14 protein-coding genes are annotated in these 19,006 nt (G+C 66.4%); 3 read left to right on the top strand and 11 right to left on the bottom strand.

Annotated elements, in window-relative coordinates:
• Window positions 1-74 precede the first annotated feature (74 nt).
• Both AAG688_RS05250 and AAG688_RS05245 read right to left on the bottom strand, forming a co-directional pair.
• The gene (locus AAG688_RS05250) at window positions 75-1,169 is read right to left on the bottom strand and encodes an NAD(P) transhydrogenase subunit alpha (RefSeq protein ID WP_411834310.1); all 1,095 of its coding nucleotides are present in this window, start codon (window positions 1,167-1,169) and stop codon (window positions 75-77) included.
• A 75-nt stretch (window positions 1,170-1,244) separates the two neighbouring features.
• Window positions 1,245-3,602 carry a DUF1631 domain-containing protein gene (locus AAG688_RS05245; protein ID WP_411834309.1) on the bottom strand — a complete coding sequence of 786 codons (2,358 nt, stop codon included), beginning with the start codon at window positions 3,600-3,602 and terminating at the stop codon, window positions 1,245-1,247.
• Between the two features lie 154 nt (window positions 3,603-3,756).
• Between AAG688_RS05245 and AAG688_RS05240 the strand changes: the two genes are divergently transcribed.
• The 3 genes from AAG688_RS05240 (at window position 3,757) to AAG688_RS05230 (ending at window position 5,916) form a co-directional block, all read left to right on the top strand.
• Window positions 3,757-4,341 carry a nitroreductase gene (locus tag AAG688_RS05240; protein WP_411834307.1) on the top strand — a complete coding sequence of 195 codons (585 nt, stop codon included), beginning with the start codon at window positions 3,757-3,759 and terminating at the stop codon, window positions 4,339-4,341.
• Window positions 4,334-5,257 (top strand): 5'-3' exonuclease H3TH domain-containing protein, encoded by a 924-nt coding sequence (locus AAG688_RS05235; RefSeq protein WP_411834306.1) that lies wholly within the window; start codon window positions 4,334-4,336, stop codon window positions 5,255-5,257. Before AAG688_RS05240 ends, AAG688_RS05235 begins: the two co-directional genes overlap by 8 nt.
• An 89-nt stretch (window positions 5,258-5,346) precedes the next feature.
• Window positions 5,347-5,916: an NUDIX hydrolase gene (locus AAG688_RS05230; protein ID WP_411834305.1), complete on the top strand. Its 570-nt coding sequence runs from the start codon at window positions 5,347-5,349 to the stop codon at window positions 5,914-5,916.
• Between the two features lie 45 nt (window positions 5,917-5,961).
• Here AAG688_RS05230 and AAG688_RS05225 read toward each other — a convergent pair whose 3' ends face one another.
• The 9 genes from AAG688_RS05225 to AAG688_RS05185 all read right to left on the bottom strand — a co-directional run bounded on the left by AAG688_RS05225 (window position 5,962) and on the right by AAG688_RS05185 (window position 18,900).
• A complete protein-coding gene (locus AAG688_RS05225; protein WP_411834304.1) occupies window positions 5,962-6,351 on the bottom strand; it encodes a type IV pilin protein in 390 nt (129 codons plus the stop codon).
• A gap of 17 nt (window positions 6,352-6,368) precedes the next feature.
• Window positions 6,369-10,307, bottom strand: coding sequence for a pilus assembly protein (locus tag AAG688_RS05220; protein ID WP_411834303.1), 3,939 nt, complete (start codon window positions 10,305-10,307; stop codon window positions 6,369-6,371).
• 8 nt (window positions 10,308-10,315) lie between these two features.
• On the bottom strand, window positions 10,316-10,771 hold the full coding sequence (locus tag AAG688_RS05215) for a PilX N-terminal domain-containing pilus assembly protein (protein ID WP_411834302.1): 456 nt from the start codon (window positions 10,769-10,771) through the stop codon (window positions 10,316-10,318).
• A 69-nt stretch (window positions 10,772-10,840) separates the two neighbouring features.
• Window positions 10,841-11,899: a PilW family protein gene (locus tag AAG688_RS05210; RefSeq protein WP_411834301.1), complete on the bottom strand. Its 1,059-nt coding sequence runs from the start codon at window positions 11,897-11,899 to the stop codon at window positions 10,841-10,843.
• Window positions 11,896-12,348, bottom strand: coding sequence for a type IV pilus modification protein PilV (gene pilV, locus AAG688_RS05205; protein WP_411834300.1), 453 nt, complete (start codon window positions 12,346-12,348; stop codon window positions 11,896-11,898). Before pilV ends, AAG688_RS05210 begins: the two co-directional genes overlap by 4 nt.
• Entirely contained in the window at window positions 12,345-12,848 is a 504-nt protein-coding gene (locus AAG688_RS05200; RefSeq protein ID WP_411834299.1) for a GspH/FimT family pseudopilin, read from the bottom strand. The genes pilV and AAG688_RS05200 overlap by 4 nt, the downstream gene beginning before the upstream one ends.
• A gap of 158 nt (window positions 12,849-13,006) precedes the next feature.
• Window positions 13,007-14,059 carry a sensor histidine kinase gene (locus tag AAG688_RS05195; protein WP_411834298.1) on the bottom strand — a complete coding sequence of 351 codons (1,053 nt, stop codon included), beginning with the start codon at window positions 14,057-14,059 and terminating at the stop codon, window positions 13,007-13,009.
• A gap of 31 nt (window positions 14,060-14,090) precedes the next feature.
• On the bottom strand, window positions 14,091-15,473 hold the full coding sequence (gene ppnN, locus AAG688_RS05190) for a nucleotide 5'-monophosphate nucleosidase PpnN (protein ID WP_411834297.1): 1,383 nt from the start codon (window positions 15,471-15,473) through the stop codon (window positions 14,091-14,093).
• 130 nt (window positions 15,474-15,603) lie between these two features.
• Window positions 15,604-18,900, bottom strand: a complete 3,297-nt coding sequence (locus AAG688_RS05185) for a carboxypeptidase regulatory-like domain-containing protein (protein ID WP_411834296.1) — start codon at window positions 18,898-18,900, stop codon at window positions 15,604-15,606.
• Window positions 18,901-19,006 lie beyond the last annotated feature (106 nt).

Raw genomic sequence — 19,006 nt, 5'->3', positions numbered from 1 at the left:
AGCCCGACAGGCAGTCACGCGCGAAAGCATGCTTCGACAGGCCCGCGCAAAAACCGGGCTTGCCTGTTCCCGCCTCACGCCCCGAGCGGCGCCTCCGGCCAGCGCGTCTTCGCCAGCAACTCATCGCTCCAGTCGAACGCCAGCGCGCCGTCCTTGAGCAGCAGCGACAGGAAGTTGTAGACGTTGCGCGCGTACATCTCGCTGGCGTGCACCGCGCCCATGCTGGCCAGGTTGAGCGGGCCGGCGATGACGACGCCGTCCTGCTCGAAGGTCTCGCCCGGGCGGGTAAGCTCGCAGTTGCCGCCGGTCTCGGCGGCCAGGTCGACGATGACGCTGCCGGGCTTCATCCCCGCGGCCATCGCCGCGCTGATGATCTTCGGCGCCGGGCGGCCCGGCACGGCGGCGGTGCAGACCACCACGTCGATGCCCTTGAGGTGCTCGGCCAGGCGGCGCTGCTGCTCGGCGCGCTCAGCGTCGGTGAGCTGGCGCGCGTAGCCGCCCTCGCCCGCCGCGCTGACGCCCAGGTCGAGGAACTTGCCGCCCAGCGATTCGATCTGCTCGCGCGTCTCCGGGCGCACGTCGAAGCCCTCGACCTGCGCGCCCAGCCGCTTGGCGGTGGCGACCGCCTGCAGCCCGGCCACGCCGGCGCCGACGATCAGCACCCTGGACGGACGGATGGTGCCGGCCGCCGTAGTCAGCATCGGGAAGAAGCGCGGCGCCAGCTGCGCGGCAATCAGCACCGCCTTGTAGCCGGCCATGCCGGCCTGCGAGCTGAGCACGTCCATCGCCTGCGCGCGGGTGGTGCGCGGCAATCGCTCCAGCGGGAAGGCGACGATGCCGCGCGATTTCAATGCCTCGCCGCGCGCCTCGTCGGCCTGCGGATGCAGCATGCCGATCAGCGTGGCGCCCTGGCCGAAGGCCGCGATGTCGGCCGCGGCCGGCGGCTGCACGCACAGCACCACCTCGGCCTGCGCGCGCGCCTGCGCCCCGGCCGGCTGCGCGCCGGCGTCGCGATAGGCCTGGTCGGTGAACCCCGCCTGCTGGCCGGCGCCGGCTTCCACGCGCACGCTGGCGCCGGCGGCGACCAGCTTCTTGACGGTCTCGGGGGTGGCGGACACGCGCCGCTCGCCGGGCGCCGATTCCTTCAGGACCAGAACTTCGACCGCCATGTAGCCCCTCGTCATTCGCGTAGAGGGTTCCGATGCTAGCAAAGCCGCCGCCGCAACGGCGCGCCCGCGGGACGATCAGGCCCCGGCGGTCACCCCGGCGCCGGCCACCGGCTCCAGCCGGTCGATGACGCCCTGCATCGCGCTGTCGAAGGCGTCCTCGTCCTGGTGCATGCGCAGGCGACCCATCTGCACCATCGCCGCCAGTTCCTCCGGCGAGGCCACGCAGAAGCGCACGCCGCGGCGGTTGACGAACAGCAGCCGCGAGGAAATCGGGCTGACCCAGGACAGCTTGCCCGGCTGCAGCTTGTTGTCCTTGTCGATGAAATCCAGCCAGGTGCCGATCGGCAGGCCGCGGAAATGATCGGCGTCGGTGGGATCGAACTCCAGCGTGTCGGTGCCGCCGATCAGCTGGATGGCGGCGCTGTCGTCCTCGCCGCCGGCCGGCTTGGGCAGCACGACCTGCGGCAGTTCCGGCAGCGACTTCTCCAGGTCGGGGCGCGAGGCGGCCACCGCCTGCAGGGTGTCGTGCAGCGCGTCGACCGCGCCGCTGGCCGCATCGGCGTTCATGCCGACGCTGGCGAACACCTGCTGCAGCGCCGGCCGCCAGCCCTGCAGCCACGGCTTGCCGATGACGTGGCGCTGCGCCTCGGAAAGCTCCTCCAGCACGCCGTCGGCCAGCTTCAGCGCCTCGCCCAGGCCCTCGCCCTCCTCGCCCTCGCGCAGCACGGTCATGGTGACGTGGTGCGCCCACGGCTGGCGCAGGAAATCCTCGATGGCCTGCGGCACCTTGCGGTTGTCCAGGCGCGCGGCCAGCTCTCTCTGGGTGCGCGCACGCGCGGCTTCCAGCCGCTCCTGGCCACGCTGGATCTCGGCGGCGCGGCGCTCGGCGATCTCGATGCGGCGGCGGTGCTGGTCGAGGAAGGCGCGGAACTCCTCCTCCAGGGTCAGGAAGATGGCGAGGTTCTCGTTGAACTCGGCCACCAGCCGGTCCACCACTTCCTCGACCTTGGTCAGCAGCGTGCGCTCGGCCGCGCTCTCGCCGTTGTTGCCCTCGCAGGCCTCGGCCAGCACGTTGAGCAGGCGGCGCGCCGGATGGGTCTTCTGCACGAACATGCGCCGATCCAGCAGCGCGACCTTGACGAAGGGCACCACCAGCCGGCCGATCAGCTCGCGCGGGCGGCCTTCCAGATCGCGCTCGTCCAGCATCACGTCGAACAGCATGCCGACCAGGTCGATGGCGTCCTCGTCCACCGGCGCCAGCCGCGCCATCGAAGGATCCACGCCGAGTTGGGTGGCGCTGCTGAGCACCTCGCTCTTGAGGCGCTGGGCCAGCGACTCGCCGGTGTCGCCGATCGCCGCGCGCAGCGCCGCGCTGGGCGAAGCCTGCAGCAGCGACAGCACCGACAGCATCTCGCGCTGGGACAGATCGCGATGGAAGCCCGGGGATGCGCGCGCATCGCCATGACCGGCGCCGGCGTTGTCGCCAGCCCCGCCACGGCCATGCCGCGATTCCTGCAACAGGTGGTGCAGCGCCTCCAGCAGCACGCCGTGGACACCGGCGCCGCCGGCTGCGTCGAATCCTCCCGGCATTCCCGGCATGTCGCCGAATCCCGCGGCCGCCCCACCCATGCCGCGCGCATGCGCCGCGCGGGCATTGGCCATGCGGTTGATGAAGCGCGCGGCCCAGGCCGGCGCGTTGTCGTCCTCGGCGTCCGGCTCGACGGCGGCAACCTCGTCGTCCCCGGGCGCGGGCGAAGCCGGCCGGCTCTGCCGGCGCGCCGACGGCATTTCGGGCATCACGCCCTGCTGGACCAGCTTCTGATCCAGCGCCTCGTAGATGCGGCCGATGCCGGGCACCAGGTCGCGTTCGCACAGCTTGATCACGACCAGCCGGACCTCGTCGGTCAGGTCGCAGATCGAAAAGGCTTCATGGATGGCCACGCCGATGTGCTCGGGGCCGATCGGATTGTGGTCGTTGTCCAGCGCGACGTTGCCGGCGATCCAGCCCAGCCGGCGATCCAGCCGCAGCAGCACCGGCTTCCACTCGCGCATGATCACGCTGGCGAGGTTGCGCGCGGCCAGGCGCGATTCGAGCTCGCGGTCGGAGATCAGGCTCAGCGTGTTCTCGCCGGTCTGCGCCAGTGCCTTCTCCACCGACAGCGGCTGCCCCGCTTCCATCGACTGCCAGGCCTTGAGCAGGTGGGCGCGGAAGCGCGCGATGATTTCCTCGCGGCGGCGGCGCAGTTCGCGCATCGCGTCGAGGAAGGCCATCTGCGAATGACCGGCGCGCTCGGCGCGGTCGAACAGCGCGTCGTCGAATCTCCCCAGCGCCACCGCGAACGTATCCACGAGCGGCGGAATGGCCGCATCACGGGCCTGATCGAGCAGACGCTGATCATGGCCGGGGCGCGGGTTGGGGGCAGGACTGGACATGCGCGATTCCCCGCCCGGGGGGGCGGACGTGGGGGAACAGGAAGGATACGGCACGGGCCGCCTTGGCATCGTAGGCAATCCGCGACCCGGGCATCCGTGACCCTGTCTGCACTTTGGTACCGTCCGGCGCCAATGACAAGCTAAACTTGGCCACATGCCTGCGACAGAACTCGATTTCCTCCACCGCCGCCGTTCGGTGCCCTCGAAACAGCTCGGCGAACCCGCACCGGATGCCGATGCCGTGGCACGGATGTTGCAAGCGGCCGTGCGCGTGCCGGATCACGGCAAGCTGGTGCCGTTCCGCTTCATCCGCATCCAGGGCCAGGCCCGCCACGCATTGGGGGAAAGGCTGGTCGAACGGGTCCGCTCGCGCGATCCCGACGCACCGGCCGCCACCCTGGAAAAGGAGCGCATGCGCTTTGCGCACGCACCGTTGATCATCACCGTCGTCGCGCGCCTGGACGAGCACGCCAAGGTGCCCGTGCAGGAACAGCTGCTGAGCGCCGGCAGCGTGTGCTTCGCCCTGCTGCAGGCCGCGCAGGCGCTGGGCTACGGCGCGCAGTGGCTGACCGCGTGGATGGCCTACGACCCGGCGGTGGAGCAACTGCTCGGGCTGCAGCCCGGCGAGCGCATCGTCGGCTTCATCCACATCGGCACGCCGCGCCAGCAGGTAACGGCGCCGGAGCGCGAACGGCCCGACGCCCTGGCCCTGCTCAGCGACTGGCAGCCCGATGCCTGAAGCGTCCGCCGCGCCGACGCTGTACCTGGTCGATGCGAGCCTGTACGTGTTCCGCGCCTGGCATTCGATGCCGGACGAGTTCCAGGACGCCGAGGGCTGGCCGACCAACGCGGTGCACGGCTTCGCGCGCTTCCTGCTGGAACTGCTGGAGAAGGAGCGTCCCGCGCACATCGCGGTGGCGTTCGACGAGGCGCTGGACAGTTGCTTCCGCCACCGCCTGTACCCGGCCTACAAGGCCAACCGCGAGCCCGCGCCGGAAGCGCTGCGGCGCCAGTTCGCCCACTGCAAGGCGCTGTGCGCGGCGCTGGGCCTGCCGGTGCTGGCGCACCACGAATACGAGGCCGACGACCTGATCGGCAGCGCCCTGCACACGATGCGGGTGCAGGGCTACCGCAACGTCATCGTCTCAGCCGACAAGGATCTCTCGCAACTGCTCGGCGATGCCGACGAGCAATGGGATTTCGCCCGCGGCCAGCGCTGGGGCCGCGCCGGCGTCAAGGCGCGGCACGGCGTGGAAGCCTGGCAGATGGCCGATTACCTGGCCCTGTGCGGCGACGCCGTCGACAACATTCCCGGCATCAGCGGCATCGGCTGCAAGACCGCGGCAGTGCTGATCTCGCACTTCGGCAGCCTCGATGCGCTGCTGGCGCGCGTGGACGAGGTGCCGTTCCTGCGCCTGCGCGGCGCCGCCGGCATCGCCCTGCGCCTGCGCGAACAGCGCGAGCACGCGCTGCTGTGGCGACAGCTCACCACCATCGCGCTGGATGCGCCGCTGGACCTGGACGAGACCGGCTTCAGCCGCAACGGCGGCGATGGCGCCCTGCTGGCCGCGCTGGCCGATGCGCTGCGTTTCGGACCGATGACCCGGCGCAGGCTGCACGAGGCCTCGGGCATCGAGTTGGCAGGCGCCGTGTAGCCGGAGAAATCCGCAACGGCCTAAGCCTTCCGGGTTTCCAGCTTTCGCCAATCCGCCCGCAATCTTCGTCACTCCCGCAAGGCCGTTCCATGACCCAGGATCGCAAGAGCACGCCCCCCAGAACCGTCTACGAAGGCAGGTACCTGCGCATGCTCGAGCGCGGCACCTGGGAATACGCCGAGCGCACCCACGCCGGCGGCCTGGCGGCGATCATCATCGCGGTCACCCCGGAGGACAACGTGCTGTTCGTCGAGCAGTTCCGCGTGCCGTTGCAGGCCAGCACCATCGAGATGCCGGCCGGGCTGGTCGGCGACATCCACGCCGGCGAGTCCATCGAGGTTTCCGCCATCCGCGAACTGGAAGAGGAAACCGGCTGGACCGCCGAGCATGCCGAAGTGCTGATGATCGGCCCGACCTCATCGGGCCTGAGCAACGAGAAGATCGCCTTCGTCCGCGCCAGCGGCCTGCGCAAGGTCGGCGAAGGCGGCGGCGACGGCGACGAGGACATCACCGTCCACGAAGTCCCGCGCACCCGCGCCGCCGCCTGGCTGGCGCAGAAGATCGGCGAGGGCTACGAGCTGGACGCCAAGCTTTGGGCGGGGTTGTGGATGATCGATCACAACCTGGATGGCACGGTACGCTCGGTACCGCCGCAATAAAGGAAGCCGCCCGTCAGGCGGCTTCGATCATGATGCGCGGCCTGTCTACCAGCATTCCGCAAGTGTTCCGCCACTACCCTTTTGTCCTGTGTTGGAAACCGTCATCGTGCCGCAGGGATCCTTGGTCTGGCTTCCCTGCGGAGTCGCGGTTATCACAAAGGCGGTGGCGGTTTGCGTGGTGGCTTGCAGGCCGTAACGCGACGTTCCGTTTTCAGGCGATTGCGCCGATGGCAGCGCAAAACCCACATAACTATTGTTGACGGTATGGAAGCGCTCGGCCAGGTGGGTGTATTCCACCATCAGCGCCTTGGCCTGTTCCCGCCGCGATTTGCGCACCTGCTCGATGTAATTCGGATACGCCACCGCGGCCAGGATGGCCACCACCACCACCACGATCATCAGCTCGATCAGGGTAAAGCCCCGGTTATTGCGCATGGCTGGACTCGTTTTCATCACCGCACCTGCCTCCAGGACTGGCGTCCGCACGGACGCGGAATGTACATCGGTTCGGCGCCGGCCACGCGCACCACCATCGAACAACGGGCGTCGGCGGCGGCGTTGATCTCCGCTGCCGTGGGCGTGCCGGTCAGCAGAGGGACGCGCGGCATGGTCATTACCGCCACGTCCTTCACCGGAGCCGTGCCCTTGGTATCCAGTGCGATAGCACCGGTGCCGGCACCGTGGGACTTGCCGGAGCCAAGACGAACGTAGGACAGCGCGGCGCCACCCGTCAGCGAGTTCAACCCGTAGAGCCAGTTCACGCCGCTGACGCCACAGTCGTCCCCCGTGGCCCCGGTGGGCGCATAGGTGGGGAAGAACACGATGCCGCTCTCGATGCGGGGATAGCCAACGAACCGCTCGCCGGCGGGCAGATCCAGATACCAGCCCTGGCGCCCTATTGCCATTGCGGTGGTACTGGTTTCACGGCGCCCGTTCGCGGTATCGATGATGGTCTGCTGCTGCAGCTGCCCGCGCCCGCTCAGCGGGACGCCGCGATCGTTGACGGCGTAGATGGTCTGGATGGCGGTGCTGTCCGGATCGCCCAGGAAGGAGAAGCTGCCGGTGCCGAAGTAGAGCATCACGCCCCCGCCCGGACCGGAGGCGGCGGTCAGGCCACCCAGGATGGGCTGGCGGTTGTCGCTGGCATCGCGCGCGACGAACAACGGCTTGCCGCCGAGCGCGACGTTGTTGTTCAGTAGATCGAACTTCCAGATCGCGCCCTGCTGGTCGGCAGCATAGACGGTATCCGAGTAGCCGTCGCGGCCGTTGGAAACGGTGCCGTCGCTGCCCACCCGCTTGCGATCGATCACGGCGATGTTGCCCAGCCCGTTGTAGGCATGGCTGGCGCCCTCGTTGGCCTCGATGGTGGTGACCGCGCCGGTGCCGGCATCGACCACGAACAGCCGCGCCTGCTGGTTGGTGCTGTTGTAGCCGTTGCCGAAGATCACCTTCCAGCTGACCGCGCCGGCTGTGCTCTTGACCGGGACAATGACCGGCTTGCCGAGCACGTTGCCGATATTGCCGGTAATGGCCGCATTGCCGGTGATCAGGTTGTTGACCTCCCACAGCACCTGAACCGAATCCGGGTTGGTGATGTCCAGCGCGAACACGCTGCGACCGCCCGCGCCCGTCGTACCCACGGCAATGGTCTTCCATACGCCGCCGACATTGACGTCGGACACGGTCACCGGTCCGTCGACATAGTAGCGATGCTGGAACTTCTGGTCGTTCTTGTCCGCCGCCACGTACGGGAACAGCAGGTTGCCCATGTGCCCCAGCACGGCGGCCGGGATGTAGGCGAAGACCTCGCGCCCGCCATTGCCGTCGGTCCTGCCGTCGAAGACATGGAACATGCCGTCGTTGGCGCCCACCACCACCAGCGGGCGGCCGCTGGTCTTCTTGTTTTCCAGGAACGTGGCATAGCTGCTGGCCAGGCTGCCACCCAGCGCGCGATAGCCGTAGTTGTCGATCGGCGCGGAGAGTATCGGAGATGAGTTGACGATGTCTCCCAGGATGGTCGTACGGGTGCGCAGGACGCCCTCGTCCACCTTGCTGCCGCGCAGGTAGGCGACGGCGCGGGTGAGGGTCATGCTGCCGGAACCCAACGCCTGGAGCTGCGTGGCCGAGCAGCGCGACAGCGCGCCCGAGCACAGTTCGCCCAGGGTGACATTGCTGGCGTCGAAGTTGCGCACCGTGGGCACGACGCTGCTGCCGGTCTTGCCGAAGCGGATGGTGCGACTGGGCTGGGTGGCCAACCTCGACGAGGCTTCCCAGACTTCGGCGAAGCCGGTGGTGCCGGTGATGGAATCGGCGCTGATGGCCTCGGCGGTCAACCTGCTGTACCAGTCGGTGCCGTAGTTGCTCGAATCGTAGGCCGGCTGGATGTTCAGGCTGCCGCTGCCGATGCGCGATCCGGTCACGCCGATGGTGCCGGACGGCGTGCTGCCCTCGTTGACCGCGGCGATGATGCGGCGCATCGCCGCCGTGATGTCGCTGGGCGTGCGCGCATTGATGAATTCGCCGCGCGTGTTCACCGTCGCGTGCCAGATGTCGTCCACCGTGGAGGGGTTATCGTTCTGCCGCGACGGCCAGTTGTTGTAGATCGAGGCGTCGGTATACGGATCCTGTTCCGCGTCGGGGTTGAACAGGTTACCGCGCGCGCCCAGGGTGACGCCGTAGAAGTTCATGTGCAGATTGCGCTGGCAATCGATGCGCTTGTCGGCCGCGTCGCCGCCGCCCGCCGGGCAGGACTTGTCCACCTTTACCTGGCCGGTGTTGAGGTCGGACCTGAGATTGGTTCGATAATAATAAGCGGCGATGTCGGCCATGGTGTTGTCATGGCTATCGCTGAACGGCGCACCCATGTTGCCGTCGCCATTGGCGTTGCTCACCGTGGGTCCGTCCTGGTTGCTGTAGCCGTCGGTGAACAGCATGCCGGCGTTCTTCTGGCAGGACAGCTTGATCGGTGCGCCCTCGTCGCGACGCAGGAACTGCTTGCCGATGGCATTGACCGCCTGCCGGTTCGGCGTGGAGCCGGAGGCCGGCAGGCTTATCATGGCGCTGTACAGCTTGGACTTGTCTTCGCCCGCGGCGGTCTTGGCCATGTCGTACATGGTCACCCGCTCGGCCGTCTTGCTGTCGGGCTCGTCGCGGCTGCCGTGCTGGTTGATGGTGAAATAGCCGATCCGCATGTTGTTCACGTCGACCAGCGAGTGCGTCATGCCGGCGATCATCGCCCGGTTGCGGTTGCCGTAATAGCTGAACCAATTGGCGAAGTTGCTGATCTGCTGGTTGTAGGCAGCCGTCGTCGAGTAGTTCGAAGGCTTTATTTCATACCGGTAAAGATTGACGCCTGGCCCTCCGGCATTGGTCGCGAGCGTCCGGTTGGCCGTGATGAAACCGGCAGGCGCCGCCGTATCCAGCGGCAGATAGAAGGTCGCCGGAAAGTACTCGATGCCGAGTTCGCAGACCGCGGTAAGCGTATGCGCAGCTTGCAACTCCACCCAAATGCGCTGGGTAGGCCGCGCCGAAGCCAGGCCACCGCAAGCCCCATCGGCCAGGCGGTAGTAACGAGTGCCACGCGGCAAGGTCACGCCGGTGGGAATCCGGAAGAGTTCGTCAGCGGCAGGCTGACCAACCTGCGGACGGCGAATGCTTATATTGTCGCAGTTGGCACTGAGCGTCACGTCGTTGGCGAGCGTGTTCCAGGCAGTGCCGGTACTCGCCAGGCCACCACAGTTGCCGTTGCGCCTGTAGATGATGCCAGCGGGGAAGAGCGTGCCGTTGTTGTAGGTACTGTTGCCCGTTTCCAGATTGCCCGGGTCGCCGTCATCGGTGCGATCCCGGTGCAGCGACGTCATGTCGAAAGTCGGTGAATTCGCGTCGCGGGGATTGGACAGCGTTGCGGTGATGGATGCCTGGGGATAATTGGTATTGTCGTAGTTCTTCCAGGGCACATATACCGTGCCCGGGTTGTAGTACGAGGCGTTGTAGGAGGGGGAGCGGGCAAAACCGAACAGGTCGATCGGCGGGATCGCGTAGCGATCGGTACCGATGCGGTGTCCCGGATAGGGGAACAGGTGATGAAAATTGCAGCTGCCGCTGGTCCCTGCCGCTGTCCGCAAGGTGCCATTGGCATTGAAGAACGGGTTGCTGGTACCTGTGCCGGTGCAGCCATAACCATCCCGGCCCGGGAACATCGTCTCGAAGGTCATCGATCCGGAATCGTCCACCGCCATGATGAAGGCTGGGGGGATGACGTTGGTAATGTTCATCGGCGCCTGCGCCAGTTCAGGTGGACTCACCTGCGCGGTCAGGTACCAGCCATAGCCGGCGGAAAGGGCCAGCGCGACGAGGCTGACGGCGACGACCTTTGTACGCTTGGATGCCATGACGGGCCTCACGGTCTGAATATCGTGTCCACCGCCGCGTCGGCGTTGGCTGCATTGTTGGTGGCGTAGATGGTGACCTGGTACACCGGATTCGGATCCTCGCTGACCGGGCGGACGCCTTCATCCAGGCTGCTGTTGCCCGAGATGCAGGGACCAATCGAACGAAGGCTGATGCGGTTTTCGATGGGTGTGTTCATCGCCATCGCCTGCGCCCAGGTGGTGGCATCGAATCCGTTGTTGCAGATTTCCTCGATGGTCGCAGCACCGGCGGCGCAATTGCCGTTGCGGTTCACCATGCCTTCCAGGAAGCATTCGCGCAGGCGGACCTCGGCCTCGGCCGCCTGGAACGCGAGGTTGGCATTGCGGTAGTTCGCCGACATCTTTTCCTGCAGGCTGGTGACCTGCATGCCTGCGATGCCAATCAACGCGAGCAGGATCAGGACGATCAATGCGATATAGAGCACCGCGCCCCGCTGCCTGGAGGGTGGCGCGAGGCTAGGAACTGCTCGTCGACGTGCTGTCATGTCGTAGCCTCAATTGCCATACAGGCGATTGCGAAGGGCGATGGTGGACTGGTAGACCTGCCGGAAACGCCGGTCATCCGGCGCAGTCTGGTTGGCATCCAGCATCCAGCTCTGGTTTTCAGCTTGGGCCTGCAGCGAAGTCGCCGGGTTGGGGCTGGCAACCTGCAAGGCCACTTGCACCTGGCCTACCCTGCGCCAGTTGCTCATGTCGGCGTTGATCGCGGTGGCATTGCCCTCGGTCTCGATATAGCCCGTGGGCTGGTTCACGTCTGCGGAGCGATCGAGACCGTATCGGAACTGGAGGTTCTCGATGCCCTCGACCAGTTCTTCGGACGGCCCGACGATGTTGCCCAATCGGGCGCGATAAAGGGAAGGCAACCCACTCGCTCCCAAAGCGATGTAGTAGTAAATAACCTCGGCGCGATACAACGTCGCTGGTCCTCCTTCTGGACTTGTGCCGTATCGCTCAAGATCCACGGAGGCAGGCACAGTTACCGAGCCATTGCTGGTTGCTTCCGCTCGGAACACATCTGCATAGGCGCAGTCGGCGATGCCAAAAAGCACTGGGTTGGTAACACCATCCTGGCTCAGTACCGGCCACCTTGCCGGATTGAATGAGGCCACTCTACTTGCAGTATCAATGCTGTTGAGAGGCACACCGCTACCGCTAAGGAAACGCAATGCTATCGAATCGGTATTCGCCAATGGGGCTGGGTTCAATAAAACTCCAGGGGGACCGCCATCGAAGCCTTGTATAGATATATTGAAATCCAGGGGATCGCCGGCAGTGAAATGCGATCGCATGATATCCGGCGTCAGCAAACGTGCCTGATCGTTTACACAACCGAAATGACCCGCCATGCGGATATCACGCTGCAAATAGTCCAGCGCAAAGCGTCCGTTCTCTTGCACGCGGGCCAACCCTTCGGAAAGTCGGTAGGCCTCGCGCGATGCGCTGAATACCTGCACCAGCCCCAGCATCAGGAAGGTGCCTATCAACAAAGCAATCATCAGTTCGATGAGCGACAATCCGGAAACCCGGTAACGTGGCCTGATGCTCATGCTCATAGCCGGGTCCTTACTTCAAAGGATTCATTGTTGGATGCATCGTTCCAGGTAATGGTGACGATGGCCACACTGTTGTCGAAGGTAACCCTGGCCGTGCTGCCTGCGCCCAGCGTGTACTGCAGGCGGCACTGCCACATGTTACGGAACTGCGCAGGACCCACCGAGCCATTGGGCCTGCATCCGACCGCGTTGGGCGGACTGGCCGCGTAGTTGCCCACGTACGCAACAGCCGCAATTCGATTGACTCGCATCTGGTCAAGCAATTCGTATGCGAGGTTGGTAGCCTGAGTACGCTGATTGGCGCTCTTGGCAAACCGTACGTTCATGGTTTGCAGCAGTGCGAACCCCAACAGGCCCAACGCAAGAATCAGCACTGCGATCATCACCTCGATCAGGCTGAATCCCCGGACCGGGCGCACAGCATACCGCCGCCTCACACCACTGTTCATGGACATGCTCCCTGGACAACCCTTGCCTGGCCAGTTGCGCTCAGACAAACGCCTCGCGCATCTTCGTCATACCCAGTGGGCGTAACTGTGAACCCCCGTGCTGCGTCAGGCCGGCCTCGCGGGTCAAAGAAGATCTCGCCGGGCTCTGTCGCCAATGTGAGCGTCGAGCGGCCCTGCGTGTAACGGACGATCTGGTCCACACCCGCGCTGAAGGCACCATTGCCATTAGTGTCCTGCCAGACGATCCAGCCATCATTCCAGTTGCCACCGCAGGTCGTGCCGTTGGCGCTGCTGCACACGCCCGCTCCGCGTGTACCGCGCACGGCCTCACTGCGTGCCAGCGCCAGGGATGCGATCATCTCGTTGCTTGCCGTGGCCACGCGATTGGCGCGGATGACCCCGTTCAAATTGGGAAAAGCAACAGCCGCAAGCACGGCGACGACGGCCACCACGACCATCAACTCAATCAAGGTAAACCCGTGAACCTGCCGCCTGGACATCGCCTGTCCGCTCCCCAGCTTGGACTGCGGCTAGGCTACCCCGACAACTGCGCAAGGCAAGTCCGGTCAAGGATGAACGGTAGGGATCGCCGGACAGGTGTCGGGATTCCGACGCATGCTGGGCCGGGCAAGCCCAAGTTGCTGACAGGACAGGGATTTCACTGCGAAGCCTGCCCCAGCGGAAGCGTGACCAAGCACTCGTACTGTCCTTGCTTCCATTCGCGTTCGATGCGCGCGCGCGCGCCGAACCGGTAGGTCAGACGTCGTTCGATGTTGGCCACGGCATGGCCGGTACCCTGGCCCAGGCGCAGCCCGGGCGCATCCGGCGAAGGCGCCGGGTTGCGCAGGGTCAGTTGCAGGCTGTCGCCTTCCATGCGGATCGTGATGTCAATCACGCCGCCCTCCGGCAGTCGCGAGACGCCATGCAGGACCGCGTTCTCCACCAGCGGCTGCAGGATCAGGCGCGGCAGCGGCAGGCTCCACGGCAGCGCCTGGTCCAACTCCCACGACACCTGCATGCGATCGCCCAGGCGCAGCGATTCGATCGCCAGGTAGCGGCGGGCCAGTTCGACTTCCTGCTCCAGCGTGGAGTTGTTCTCGCCCGCGCCCAGCGCGGCGCGGAACAGGTCGGACAGGTCCAGCACCGCGCGTTCGGCCACCTCCGGATCCCGCCGCACCAGGCTGGCGATCAGGTTCATGCTGTTGAACAGGAAGTGCGGGCGGATGCGCGCCTGCAAGGCGTCGGCCTCGGCGCGCGCGTTGGCGTTGATCTGCGCGGCCCAGCGATCGCTGACGTAGAAATAGCGCAGCGCCAGCGAGGTGATCAGCACGACGATCGCCGCCACGCCCAGCACGAAGCGCCAGAAGCCCAGTTGCAGCGGCGCGTTGCCGGTGATGGCGTACACGCCGTAGACGATGCCGGCCGCGGCGATCGCCACTACCCCGGACAGCACCACCGCCGCCAGCGCGCCGGTGCGCATCGGCAACCGCGACAGGGCATCGCGCGTCACGCACAGCAGGATGGACACGGCCAGCGCCATCCACATCGCGAACGCGCTGGCCGACAGCAGGTCGCCCAGCCCGCCGATGCGCCCGCCCGGCGCCAGGTACACCACCACCACCACCAGCTGCGACAGCGCCAGCATCACCAGGATGCGGGGGCGGCGGCAGAAGTCGGGTAGCCAGGGTTCCCTGGCGGCGGGCTCGGCCATGTGGTGCTCCGGAAGGTGTATGCCGCCGGGGTCAGGCCATGACCCGGTAGCAGGGCCGGTACTCGCCGGAGATCTTCATGCGCCGCTGCTCGACGAAGGCGCGCAGCAGCGCGTCCAGCGCCTGCATCATGTCGGTGTCGCCGTGGATCTCGAACGGGCCAAACTGCTCGATCCGGCGCATGCCCTCCTCCTTGACGTTGCCGGCCACGATGCCGGAGAACGCCCGCCGCAAGTCCGCCGCCAGCGCGTGCGCGGGCCGGCCGTGGTGCAGGTCCAGCGCGGCCATCGCCTCGTGCGTGGGCACGAACGGGCGCTGGTAGGCCTCGGGGATGTCGATGGCCCAGTTGAAGAAGAACGAGTCCTTCTGCGCGATCCGGTATTCGCGCACCCTGCGGATGCCGGCGGCCATCTTCCGGGCCACGGTCGGCGGATCGCCGACCACGATCTCGTAGCGCGAGGCGGCGGCCTCGCCCAGCGTCAGGCGGATGAAGCGGTCGATCTGCTCGAAGTAGGGCGCGGCGACGCCCGGGCCGGTCAGCACCAGCGGGAACGGCAGGTCCGCGTTCTCCTCGCGCAGCAGGATGCCGAGCAGGTAGAGGATTTCCTCGGCCGTGCCGACGCCGCCCGGGAACACGATGATGCCGTGGCCGATGCGCACGAACGCCTCCAGGCGCTTCTCGATGTCCGGCATGATCACCAGGTGGTTGACGATCGGGTTCGGCGATTCGGCGGCGATGATGCCCGGCTCGGTGATGCCGATGTAGCGGGTGGTGCGGCGGCGCTGCTTGGCGTGGGCGATGGTGGCGCCCTTCATCGGCCCCTTCATCGCGCCCGGACCGCAGCCGGTGCAGATGTCCAGCCCGCGCAGGCCCAGCTCGTAGCCGACCTGCTTGGTATAGAGGTATTCGTCGCGCGAGATGGAATGGCCGCCCCAGCACACGACCAGGTTGGGATCGGCCGGGCGCAGGATGCGCGCGTTGCGCAGCAGGCCGAACACCGCGTTGGTGATGCCGGTGGTGGAATCCAGGTCGTTGCCGCATTCCGGGCCCAGCTCGATCGCGGTATAGGCGAGATCGCGCACCACCGCGAACAGCAGCTCGGCGATGCCGCGGATGATCTCGCCGTCGACGAACGCCATCGCCGGCGCGTTGAGCAGGTCGATGCGCACGCCGCGATCCTGCTGCAGCACCTGGATGTCGAAATCCGGGTACAGGTCGCGCGCGGCGCGCGGATCGTCCGACGCGCTGCCGCTGGTCAGCACCGCCAGCGCGCAGCGCCGCAGCAATTCGTGCATGCCGCCGGCCGAGGCGTCGCGCAGGCGCGCCACCTCGATGCGCGACAGCACGTCCAGCCCCCCGCGCGGGTAGATCCGCGCATCCTGCACCGGCAGCGCCCTCGTTGCCGCTTCTTTCATGAGCCTTCCTGTCGTCGTCGTGTCAGATCGGGGACTTTATCGCAGAGCCCGTGGCAAAGGCAGCGCCCCCGAAAAAAGGAAACGGCCAGGTCGCCCCGGCCGTTCCAGACTTGCATCGATGTCCTGCCGCTCAGAACTCGTAGCGGAAGGTCACCTGCGCCGACCAGCGCGACACGCCGGTGTTGACGCCGTCGCCGTTGACTTCCTGGATCTGGTGTTCCTGCGGGCCGGTGAAGCGATAGACGTACTTGCCCTGCGAACCGGCCGGGCAGATGCCGCTGCCGATGGCAGCCGTATTGCAGATGCCGGCGAAGTTGGCCACGCCGAGGTTGGCGTTGAAGCCGGCGTCCTCGATCAGGCCCCACTTCTTGTTCAGCAGGTTGCCCACGTTCATCACGTCCAGCGTGACCGACGACTTGTGTCCCTTCCAGAAGCCCGGCAGTTCCTGGCTCACGCGCAGATCGAAGGTGTTGGTCCAGCCCGAACGGAAGCCATTGGCCGGTGCAAAGGTGCCGCCGTAGCGGGCAAGCTCCGGATGCTGCGCCAGCCACTCGAAGAAGGCCGCTTCCTGCTGGGCCGCCGAGTAGAAGGTGGAAACGCCGCCGGAGGTCACGGTCACGTCGCGGAAGACGACGTCGCCGCGGCCGGTCGGCACGTACAGCAGGTCGTTGAAGGCACGGCTGTCGCCGTTGGCATCGTTGTAGAACACGTAGCTGAAGGGACGGCCGCTGCGGCCTTCATACACCAGCGAGGCGGTTGTCTTGTGATCGCCGAAGAACGCCTTCTGGAAGGTCAGCATGCCGTTGATGCGGTCCCTGATCGCATAGCGCGAATCCTGCAGCGAACCGTCGTTCGGGTTCAGGCCGAGCTGGTTGTTCCAGTTGGAGGTGTTCTGCGAACTGGTCAGCGTGCCGACTTCCTTGGCCTCCGTGAAGGTGTAGGCCAGCATCCAGGACCAGTTGTCGGCCAGCGGCTTTTCCAGGCTGACGGTGAGCTGGCGACTGTGGCCCTGGTCCGTGTGCGCCAGCATCATCACGTCGCCGGCGTAGGGCAGGCGGTTGAAGCGCTGCGTGCCGCCGCTCACGGTGGACAGCGAGGTCAGGCTCCAGTTGCCCGGATTCAGGCCGTTGTCGTTCCAGTACATCAGGCGCCCGTCGGGCCCGACGATGGTGTTGGGCGCGCCCAGATCCAGGCGCTGCAGGTACAGGCCGTCCTTGACCTGGGTCAGCAGCAGCTCGGCCGAGGCGACCAGGCCCCAGAACGGCAGTTCCTGATCGAACGCCAGGTTGGCCTTCCACACCGACGGCTGCTTCACGCCGGGCGCGACGATGTCGACGTTCTGCCGGCCGCCGACGCTGCCGGTGGTCGGCTGGTTGTCCGGATCCGGCGAGAAGATCGGGCCGATGCCGGTGGTGTTGTTGGCCGAGTACTCGATGTAGTTCAGGCCGGTGTTCTGGTAGGCGCCGGAGATCCAGACGTTCGGCATGTCGCCCATGAACAGGCCCACGCCACCGCGCATCTGCGACTGCAGGTCACCGTCGAAGGTGTAGTTGAAGCCGAAGCGCGGCTGCCAGACGATGCCGTCGATCAGGTTGGTGTTGTCGAAGCCGTAGCCACCGAAGCGGCAGTCGGCCGGACCGGTGCCGGCCGGGTTGGGCGCCGACGAGATGCAGGCGTTGTGCAGCGGCCTGCCGTCGAAGGACGGCTTGTCGCCGCGGATGCCGAACACCAGGCTCAGGTTGTAGTTGACCGCCCAGGTGTCCTGGACGAAGAACGCGGTGTTCTTGATGGTGTAGCTGGCCGGGATGTCGGCGTGGCTGCCACCCGGCGCCGGGGCGCGGTAGGCGTACTCGCGCGGGTTGCCGGCGATGAACTGGGCCAGGCTGCCGAAACGGTAGTAGCCGTTCTGGTTGCGGCCATAGTAGTTGAAGATGTCGTTGGTGGCGTAGTCCACGCCGAACTTCAGCGTGTGATCACCGACGAACCAGTTGGCGGCCAGGAACAGGCTGTCCTGCTTGGTGTCGATGATGTTGACGTGGCGGTTCTGCTCGGTGCCCAGCACGACGTAGTCGTTGCCGAAGTCGACGCGGATGTGCGGCAGGCGCGAGGTGGGTTCGGCGATGGCCACGTAGTCGCGGCGCGAGACCTTCAACTCGGTGGAGAGGTTGTCGCTCCAGTCGCTGAAGAGCTGGCCGACGTAGCTCTCGAAGCTCTTGTACTGGTTGTACCAGTGCGTGTTGAGCGAGATGGCCGAGCTCCAGCTGCTGGGCGGCAGCTTGGCCACGTCCTGCTCCATCTTGCTGTAGCGGAAGTTGGCGCGATGGTTGTCGCTGATGTTCCAGTCCAGCTTGACCGCGTATTCCTCGATGTCGGTGTTCAGCGACTCGACGCCGTCCAGCGAGCCGGCATCGAAGCCCCACGTGGTGGCAGCTGCGCGGATCGCGGCGATGTCGGTATCGGTGATGCGGCCGGCGCCGTAGGGCGTGTTGGCCAGGTCCGGGCCGGGCGCGCCGCGCTTGAACTTCTCGTAGTTGGCGAAGAAGAACAGCTTGTCCTTGAGGATCGGGCCGCCCAGGGTGAAGCCGTAGGTCTCTTCCTCGTTGAAGCCGTTGAAGGAATTGCCGTTGCGGTCGTCGCCGACCATGTCCTTGTCGCGGTACACGCCGTACAGGGTGCCGTGGAACTCGTTGGTACCGGACTTGGTGACGGCGTTGACCACCGCGCCGGTGCCGCCGGAAGTGGTCACGTCGTAGTTGGACAGGTCGATCTTGACCTCTTCGATCGCGTCGATCGACACCGGCTGGCGCTCGGTCGGCAGGTTGTTGCTCTCCAGGCCGAAGGGATCGTTGGTGCTGACGCCGTCGATGCGGATGGCGTTGTAGCGGGAATTCTGGCCACCGGCCGAAATGGCGCCGTCTGCCTTGCTGACCTGCGACACGCGCGGGTCGAGGCGGATCAGATCCTGGATGTTGCGGCCCACCGACGGCGCCGCGGCGATCGCCTGCTGGTTCAACGTGGTGCCCGCACCCATCTTGCTGGCGCTGAACACTTCCGAGCCACCGGCGTAACCCACGGCGGTCACCGTCTCCAGCGTGGTCAGATCACCGGTGAGCGCGGCATTGATCGTATTGACCTGGTTGAGGTTCAGGTAGACGTTGTCCTCGGTCTTGGTACCGGCACCCGACTTGGTGATCGTGATCTGGTACGGGCCGCCCACGCGCAGGCCGCGGGCGTTGTAGCGGCCGCTGGCATCGGTGGTGGCGCGGCTGACCGTTCCGGATTCGACGTGGGTGATGACGACCTCGGCACCGGCGACGGGCTGGCCGCCATTGTCGGTGACCAGGCCGCCGACGCCGGCGGAGGTGCTCTGCGCGAAGACCGGCGCCGCGGCGAGCGCGGCAACGAGACCAAGCGCCAGCTTGGACATCCGGAGACGACGGGATTGATTCATGGATTTAAGCCTCGGTACGGGAAGGTGGCGATGCAAAACTGGCTGGAAGACGCGTGCCCGCAGGCCGTCGGGGGCCTGGCAT

Source organism: Pseudoxanthomonas mexicana, assembly GCF_046736355.1.
Classification (GTDB): domain Bacteria; phylum Pseudomonadota; class Gammaproteobacteria; order Xanthomonadales; family Xanthomonadaceae; genus Pseudoxanthomonas_A; species Pseudoxanthomonas_A mexicana_B.
The sequence above is the reverse complement of the archived record's forward strand: the minus strand, read 5'-3'. Positions and strand labels throughout refer to the sequence as shown.